The following is a 7,332-nucleotide window of genomic DNA, read 5'->3' as shown; positions in this document are numbered from 1 at the left end:
TTTTTACAATTTTAATTGTACGTCATCTTCCCCTCGCTTGCCAGCAACGAAATAAAAACATGACCTCAACCTTCTGTTTTGAAGGGTAAGGTCATGTTTTTTTATTTCGTCGCTTATGCTTCCGCTCTTGTTGGCAATTTAACCATCGACACTACCAACGCCGTAAACACCAGCGCTCCGCCCATGAAGACGAAAGCGGCATTATAACCGGACATACCTACCAAATAGCCAATGATAATGGGGGATAAAATGCCGCCGATGCTGCCGCCGGCGTTCATCACACCTGTAGCCATACCCACATAGCTGCGTTTTACCGATTCCATCGGCATCGCCCACAAAGGACCAAAGGCCATGCCCACCAAGAAGCCCGTGCATACTAAGAGCGCCATCGCCACCGTTTCCGTCGGCGCCACTACGACACCGTATAAAACCGGTCCTGCGGCCAGATTTACTGCCATGGCCTGTATTTTGCGCTTCCCTTTGAACACCTTATCAGACAGCCAGCCGCCGAAAGGTTGGGCAATGCCCAGCGCTAAGAAGGGCAACCCCGAAAAAATGCCCATTTTCACCAGTTCAAAGCCTCTGGCTTTTACGAGATAACTGGGCAGCCAAGAAAGAAGACCGAAGAAGGCGCACATAAAGCCGAAATACGTAAGCGCCAAAAGCACAATGTTGCGGTTTTTGAGCACGCTCATCAAGCCCACTTCTTCTGAATCTGTCGTCTGAGTAACAATTTCCGTCTGGCCGCTCTTAATATATTCCAGCTCTTCCTTGGAAATGTCCGGGTCCTCTTCGGGAGAGTTTTTCACAAAGAAGTACAGTAACGGCATAATTACAAAACCCAAGGCACCGAAAATATAGAACAACGCATGCCAGCCCCAGAGGCCAATAATCGCCACCGCAATGGACGGCGCAATCGCCGGTCCGAAGGAACAGGCCGAAGTAAAGATCGCGTTCGCCGTAGCCCGTTCCTGATTCGGAAACCAGTTGCTGTTGAGCTTAAAGGCGCAGGGAGGCTGCAAGCCTTCGCCAATGCCAAAGAGCACGCGAACGATGAAGAATTGCGAAAAGGTCCGCGCCACACCGGTAGCCATCGTCATAATAGACCACCAAACGAGCGCCACAAGAAGCACCTTTTTCGGTCCCACTTTATCACTTAAATAACCGCCCGGAATCTGAAAGACCGTATAGGAAATAAAGAATGCGCTAAACAAATAGCCTACCTGCTCCGGAGATAAAGAAAACTCCTTAGAGATCAACGGCATGGCTACCGACAGATTGACTCGATCCAAAAAAGCTACGAAAAACACGATCCATGAGACGCCTAAAACAAGCCAGCGCTTTTTCATATGCGTTCCTCCCGCAGATATCGATTATTCCTTTACTACTCAATTGCCAATCATAATATTGAGTATTTCCACATCGGTAGTTTTCATGCCACAGCAGCCCATACGCCCAATATTTCGCAAAGTCTGCTCATAATCCTTCTCTACCAAGCCTTCGCCAAAGGGAAAAAACCGCTCCCGTTTAGCCAGCTCATACCCCATAATCCCCGCATCTACGGCGCTGGATATCTTCGCCGCGCAGGACGCCTTAGCGCCGTCGCAGACAATGCCGCCTACGTTCCCCAACGAGTTAATCAGGGTTCTGCCGATTACATCATAATCGCCGCCTTGCAGATACGCAATGCCGCAGGCTGCGGCCGCGCCCGCCGAAACGGCGCCGCAGTACGCCGAGAGATTGCCGATATAACGCTTTTGGTGCAGCGAGAGAAGATTCGCCAAGACCAACGCCCGATACAGCCGGTCCTCGTCAACTCCCAACTCCTGGGCGTACACCACTACCGGCATAGTACAAGTAATGCCCTGATTGCCGCTGCCGGAATTGATGACTACCGGCATGGCGCAGCCGTTCATACGCGCATCGGAACCTGCCGCCGCCGCGCGAGCCTTCGTCCGCACATCGTCGCAGCCGGCTTCCAAGAAGGTGCGTCCCACCTGCGCTCCCCAAGGGTTTTTCAGGCCTTCTTCAGAGATGGCGGAGTTGCAGGCAATCTGCCGGGCAATAATATCCCGCACGTCCTCTAGGCGTACCTCATCGGCAAAACAGAGAATGTCCTGAATCGTAAGCTGACTTTTATCGCCAAAGGTTGACGTCGCCAGTTCCGGCTGCGAGAAAAGAAGCTCGCCGTTTTTTTCAATACGATAGATGTGATTATGCCTTGTCCGCACCTCTACCGCAGCAGTTTGAAAACCGGCTTTCACTTCTATGCGAATGAAGAGATTTTCCTCGCCTTCTTCCAATTCGCAGCGACAAATGCCCTGCGCCGTCAATTGACGCGCCATTTCTATTTGCTCCGGCGTCACCTGGCTGATGACCTCTAATTCCCGCTCGGCCTGACCGGCGACAGCCCCCAGCACCGCGGCGGCGGCTACGCCTTTTTGCCCGCCCGAATTGGGTACGATAACGCCCTTCACATTTTTAATGATATTGCCGCTGCAGCGAGCCAGCATTTCTTCCGGCATTTGTCCTAAGGCTTCTCTGGCTTTTGCCGCCGCAAAGGCGATGGCGATCGGCTCGGTACAGCCCATGGCCGGAATCAATTCCCCTTTTAAGATGGTCAAATAATTTTCATATTGCTTTGCATCCATACTTGCCTGCTCCTCTCCCGCCCGTTAAAACAATTCTATGCTTTCTTAAAGAAAGAAATTTGGCAGGTAGGACAGCCGTTGGCAATGGTATCGCCCAGGTGGAATTCATAACCCATGGCTTTGGCAATGCCCCGATCGCCGTCCATCGCCATATCACAAAGCTTCTCACAGGTTTCATCGTCAAATCCCAAATCCTGCCAGGCTTTCAAAAGAGGGCAGTGATGAAACTCCAGATCAATCCGGTCTGCGCTTTTGCTTTTGAACTCTACTTCAAAGGTCTTAACTACATTCGGGGAGAAAAACGTATCCGCAAAAGAAGTCACATTCTCCGGATCCGGACACTGCGCTTTAATTTCTGCGCCTTGGATCAAACCCGTTTCCGCGATAGCCGCGCGAATGATTTCTTCCATTTCCTGCGCTTTGCCAGCTTTGCAAGCATGCGTGTAGGTTAGGCCGGTCCAAGTAGCCCGATGACCGATAGCCCCTCTTTGAATATCTACTACAGCATCGCCTTTAATGCTAATTTTGTTATCAATCATTGTTATTCTCCTTTCAAAATCGCAAACTCCAAATCGTCATTTGATATGATCACAAGAACAACAAGTCCCCTTATTCCATAGAGCCTTCTCTTATAGCAAGCAAAGTTCTGCAGCTCTTTGCTTTTCGTAATCATATCACAACTCATTTTCTTAAGCAATGTATTTTCTGTCTTTTCTCGATCCATGGCAAAACATCTTTTAATTTCTCATTTTTAGCTTGTTTTATGTTCACTTTTTATATATTCTTCGCTTTTTCGTGATATGACTAGTTTTCGACGTTTTCTTCTTGCATTCATTGACTTGCCTTTTCTTTGACTCTATAATAAAAGTAGCACATTAAGGAGATAAGCAATGACAAAACATCCTAACGACTCACTAAAGCAGCAAGTATACAATGCTCTTTTTTCTGATATCATCAATGGAAACTATCCCGCCGATACCATCCTGACCGAAAAATTCCTCATGGAAAAATACAATGTCAGCCGCGCCCCCATCCGTGAAGCCTTGACGCAACTAACAGGCACGCGTCTATTGTCCAGTATGCCGCGGCAAGGCTATAAAATTCTACAGCCAAGCGCCGAACAACTGCTGGAAGTCATTCGCTTCCGTTCGGCTTTAGAATGTTCTTTCCTGGAAATGTACCGCAGCTATATAGACGCCGCGTGGATCCAAGAACTGCGCAGCATCTGCATCAACTACAGCAATTGCCCCAGCGGCGATTTCATGTCGCATTGGCGCTACAACTGTGAATTCCACTTAAAACTTTTTTCCATCTACGGCAACCATTACGCTTATAAACTGTTAGAAGACGCTTTAAACATTCAAACGATCTTCTTTGTGCAAAAGCAGCATTCCGCTTCGATGGATCTGCACTTGGCCTTGGTCGATTATCTGGAAAAAGGCGAAATCAAAATGGCCGTATCCATTTTAAAAGCCGACATCGAACATCTGATGCTTTCTTTTAGTCCTCCTGCCTCTTAAATAGAACAGCCGGCAATCACGTCATCTAGGCGTGATTGCCGGCTGTTCTATTTAAGAGGGCTACAAATGCATTTTTAGCACATTAAAAAAGGCCTGCATCTCCGCAAACCCTTGAAATCACTGGCACTGTAATTACTTATTGATGCAATGCACCACCTTGCACCACGCAGCATTATTGCACCACGCAGCATTATTGCACCCCCCCGGATTTTTGACTGCAAACATCCGGGGTTTTCAGCAGCTTCCTAGCGGGTAAGTTTTCTAAACTTCAGTCGATGCGGCTGATCGGCTTCTTTGCCAAGGCGTTTTTTGCGATCGGCTTCGTACTCCGAGTAGTTCCCCTCAAAGAAGGTCACGACGGAATCACCCTCAAAAGCCATGATGTGACTCGCGATGCGATCAAGGAACCAGCGATCATGGCTGATGACCAACACGCAACCGGCAAAGTTCTCCAATGCATCTTCCAGGGCGCGCATGGTGTTCACGTCGAGGTCGTTGGTTGGTTCGTCAAGGAGGATTACGTTGGCCCCGGTTTTCAGCATCTTGGCCAGATGAACGCGGTTGCGTTCACCGCCGGACAGCACATCCACTTTCTTTTGCTGGTCCTGCCCCATGATGTTGAAGCGCGCGCAATAAGCCCGAGAGTTAATCTCGCGGCTGCCCAGCTTGATAACGTCGTTGCCGTCGCTGATAACTTCGTAGACGGTTTTTTCGGGTTCAAGGGAGTCGCGGTTTTGATCCACGTAAGCCAGCTTAACGGTTTCGCCGACTTTCAGGGTACCGCTGTCTGGCTTTTCCTGTCCGGTTACCATCTTGAAAAGCGTGGTTTTACCGGCTCCGTTTGGGCCGATGATACCGACGATGGCTCCAGCGGGAATCATGAAGCTCATGTTTTCCACGAGCACTTTATCGCCCAGAGCTTTGCTGACATTTTCGGCTTCAATGACAATCTTGCCCAAGCGCGGACCCGGTGGAATGTATATTTCCAAATCCTTGCCCAAGCGTTCAGACTCATGTGAAAGCAGGGCTTCATAAGCGTTGATCCTGGCTTTGCTCTTGGCGTGGCGTCCTTTGGGGGCCATGCGGATCCACTCAAGTTCGCGGGCCAAGGTCTTCTGACGTTCGGATTCGCTTTTTTCTTCATTGGCCAGACGTTGTTGCTTTTGTTCCAGCCAGGAAGAGTAATTGCCCTGCCAGGGAATGCCGCGACCGCGATCAAGTTCAAGAATCCAGCCAGCCACGTTGTCAAGGAAGTAACGGTCGTGGGTTACGGCAATTACAGTACCGGGGAAAGTTTTTAAGAAACGTTCCAACCAGGATACCGATTCAGCGTCCAGGTGGTTGGTGGGTTCGTCCAGCAGCAGGATGTCCGGGTTTTTCAGCAGCAGGCGGCACAAGGCCACCCGACGGCGTTCACCGCCCGAAATCACCGAAACCGATGTGTCCGGCGGAGGGCAGCGCAAGGCGTCCATGGCCATTTCAAGCCTGGAGTCGAGTTCCCAGACATCCTTACTGTCCATAAGATCCTGCACTTCACCCTGGCGGGTGATAAGCGCGTCCATTTCATCCGGTTCCATGGGCTCGGAAAATTTGGCGTTGATGGCTTCGTACTCGTCACGAATCTGAACCAGTTCCGCTAAGCCTTCTTCCACCACCTCGCGCACGGTGCGGGTTTCATCCACCAACGGTTCCTGAGGAAGGTAACCGATGGTGTAGCCGGGAGCGAGAACGGTCTTACCTTCAAAGCTCTGATCTTCGCCAGCCAGTATTTTAAGGAGCGAGCTTTTGCCGGATCCGTTCAGACCCAGCACACCAATTTTTGCTCCGTAAAAATAAGAGAGCGAAATATCCTTGAGGACTTCTTTCTGCCCGTGTTTTTTAGATACACGGATCATGGAATAAATAATTTTGTCTATTTCTTGACTCATTTACTCACCTCTTAAGTTTTTTATAAAAACGAGTGCAATTATCTGCATATAATTATAACATACCCCGTCATCGCAACACACGCAACATAGCTCAGGACAACACAATGGTATTCCGGTTTAAGAATGGCGCCTGGTATAGTTCTTTTAGCGTTCGCTTCTGCCTGTGCCATAGCGCTGGTTTGTATCTTTTACCACATGAACAGCAAGGCTTTAAAGTTATTTTTGAGGTGCGAAAGTTGAGTCATTCAGCTACATATTTTTCAAATAAAGACGAGAGACCTCCATAGCAAAGGCCTCTCGTCTTTATTTTACTTCTTCACAGGAAAATATATTTCAGTAATATAATCCTCTGGAGAAATCGTCTTTTCAGGGTCTGTTACATAAATTTCATAGGGTGGAGCGACTAATTTGTATTTATCAGTCTCCATCCACTGCACTATTTTTGCATATGTGGACGGCAACTCTGAATACGGACCTTTATGCACCCCTTTCACACATAATCCGCCAGCTAATTCACGGGTTCCTTTTACTCTTTCAACAATAGGGATGGCAATTTCAGTATCATTATTGGTTGGATCAAATTCTTCATCGTGATAAATAGCGATAGGTGCTCCAATGCATGTCAATTGTTCTTTCGCTACAGCTGCAAACAGTTTGCCGAAATATTTACAGTATTCATCAATACTCATTTTTTGCCGTGAAAACAGAATATTTTTCGGCTCTGTTTCAATCAGTTCCACTTTGATATTATCTAAATATGCCATAAGGTCTATACCCCTTTCCAAGTTTAGAATATCTTCATTGAGTTGATGTAGGACATAACTATAGTTTTCCATTTTTCCCCGAATAAGTTTTTGCTTTTGCCTGATCAGTCGAGATAATTTTTCCTCGCTTTGGTCTTTCAACACTTCCTCTATTTCTTCTAGTGAGAAGCAATACGTTTTCAGTTTGTTGATAAAAAGAATCGTTTTGAGTTGCGCAACATCATAGTAGCGGTAGCCGTTATGCTCGTTGACAATAGCCGGTTTAAGCAACCCGATTTCATCATAATATCTTAGTGTTTTGGTTGTAACGTTACATATTTTTGAAAATTCGCCTATAGGTAGCATCAAATTACCCCCAAGACTTATTTTTCCCAAGCAACCTAGGTTAAGATTAGTATACAACTTCCCGTTAGGGCAAGGTCAACAACCAAAGCAAAACCATAATAAATAAAAAAAAAAAAAAAAAAAA

At 47.7% G+C, this 7,332-nt stretch carries 7 protein-coding genes; 1 reads left to right on the top strand and 6 read right to left on the bottom strand.

What is annotated here, in order from left to right:
* Positions 1-113: 113 nt before the first annotated feature.
* Genes PHF27_RS12260 through PHF27_RS12245 form a run of 4 tightly spaced genes read right to left on the bottom strand, consistent with a single transcriptional unit; the run spans position 114 to position 3,375 of the window.
* Positions 114-1,349 (bottom strand): MFS transporter, encoded by a 1,236-nt coding sequence (locus tag PHF27_RS12260; RefSeq protein ID WP_300070499.1) that lies wholly within the window; start codon positions 1,347-1,349, stop codon positions 114-116.
* Between the two features lie 39 nt (positions 1,350-1,388).
* The gene (locus PHF27_RS12255) at positions 1,389-2,651 is read right to left on the bottom strand and encodes an L-serine ammonia-lyase, iron-sulfur-dependent, subunit alpha (RefSeq protein WP_300070497.1); all 1,263 of its coding nucleotides are present in this window, start codon (positions 2,649-2,651) and stop codon (positions 1,389-1,391) included.
* 35 nt (positions 2,652-2,686) lie between these two features.
* Entirely contained in the window at positions 2,687-3,190 is a 504-nt protein-coding gene (locus tag PHF27_RS12250) for an L-2-amino-thiazoline-4-carboxylic acid hydrolase (protein WP_300070494.1), read from the bottom strand.
* A gap of 2 nt (positions 3,191-3,192) precedes the next feature.
* The gene (locus tag PHF27_RS12245) at positions 3,193-3,375 is read right to left on the bottom strand and encodes a hypothetical protein (protein ID WP_300070491.1); all 183 of its coding nucleotides are present in this window, start codon (positions 3,373-3,375) and stop codon (positions 3,193-3,195) included.
* Positions 3,376-3,541: 166 nt separating this feature from the next.
* On the opposite strand from PHF27_RS12245, the gene PHF27_RS12240 reads away from it, so the two are divergent.
* Complete coding sequence (locus tag PHF27_RS12240) at positions 3,542-4,171, top strand: GntR family transcriptional regulator (protein WP_300070487.1); 630 nt, start codon at positions 3,542-3,544, stop codon at positions 4,169-4,171.
* Positions 4,172-4,416: 245 nt separating this feature from the next.
* Here PHF27_RS12240 and ettA read toward each other — a convergent pair whose 3' ends face one another.
* A complete protein-coding gene (gene ettA, locus PHF27_RS12235) occupies positions 4,417-6,087 on the bottom strand; it encodes an energy-dependent translational throttle protein EttA (protein WP_363320061.1) in 1,671 nt (556 codons plus the stop codon).
* A gap of 320 nt (positions 6,088-6,407) precedes the next feature.
* Positions 6,408-7,208: a MerR family transcriptional regulator gene (locus PHF27_RS12230; RefSeq protein WP_300070482.1), complete on the bottom strand. Its 801-nt coding sequence runs from the start codon at positions 7,206-7,208 to the stop codon at positions 6,408-6,410.
* Positions 7,209-7,332: the final 124 nt, after the last annotated feature.

Source organism: Anaeromusa sp., assembly GCF_028691475.1.
GTDB lineage: Bacteria > Bacillota > Negativicutes > Anaeromusales > Anaeromusaceae > Anaeromusa.
Note: the sequence above shows the minus strand (reverse complement) of the source record. Positions and strands in the feature narration are given on the sequence as shown.

What these genes read in the sequence shown, in the direction of transcription:
- PHF27_RS12260 (WP_300070499.1), bottom strand. Translation starts at nt 1,349, where the DNA reads ATGAAAAAGCGCTGGCTTGTTTTAGGCGTCTCATGGATCGTGTTTTTC.
- PHF27_RS12230 (WP_300070482.1), bottom strand. Translation starts at nt 7,208, where the DNA reads ATGCTACCTATAGGCGAATTTTCAAAAATATGTAACGTTACAACCAAA.
- PHF27_RS12250 (WP_300070494.1), bottom strand. Translation starts at nt 3,190, where the DNA reads ATGATTGATAACAAAATTAGCATTAAAGGCGATGCTGTAGTAGATATT.
- PHF27_RS12240 (WP_300070487.1), top strand. Translation starts at nt 3,542, where the DNA reads ATGACAAAACATCCTAACGACTCACTAAAGCAGCAAGTATACAATGCT.
- PHF27_RS12245 (WP_300070491.1), bottom strand. Translation starts at nt 3,375, where the DNA reads ATGGATCGAGAAAAGACAGAAAATACATTGCTTAAGAAAATGAGTTGT.
- PHF27_RS12255 (WP_300070497.1), bottom strand. Translation starts at nt 2,651, where the DNA reads ATGGATGCAAAGCAATATGAAAATTATTTGACCATCTTAAAAGGGGAA.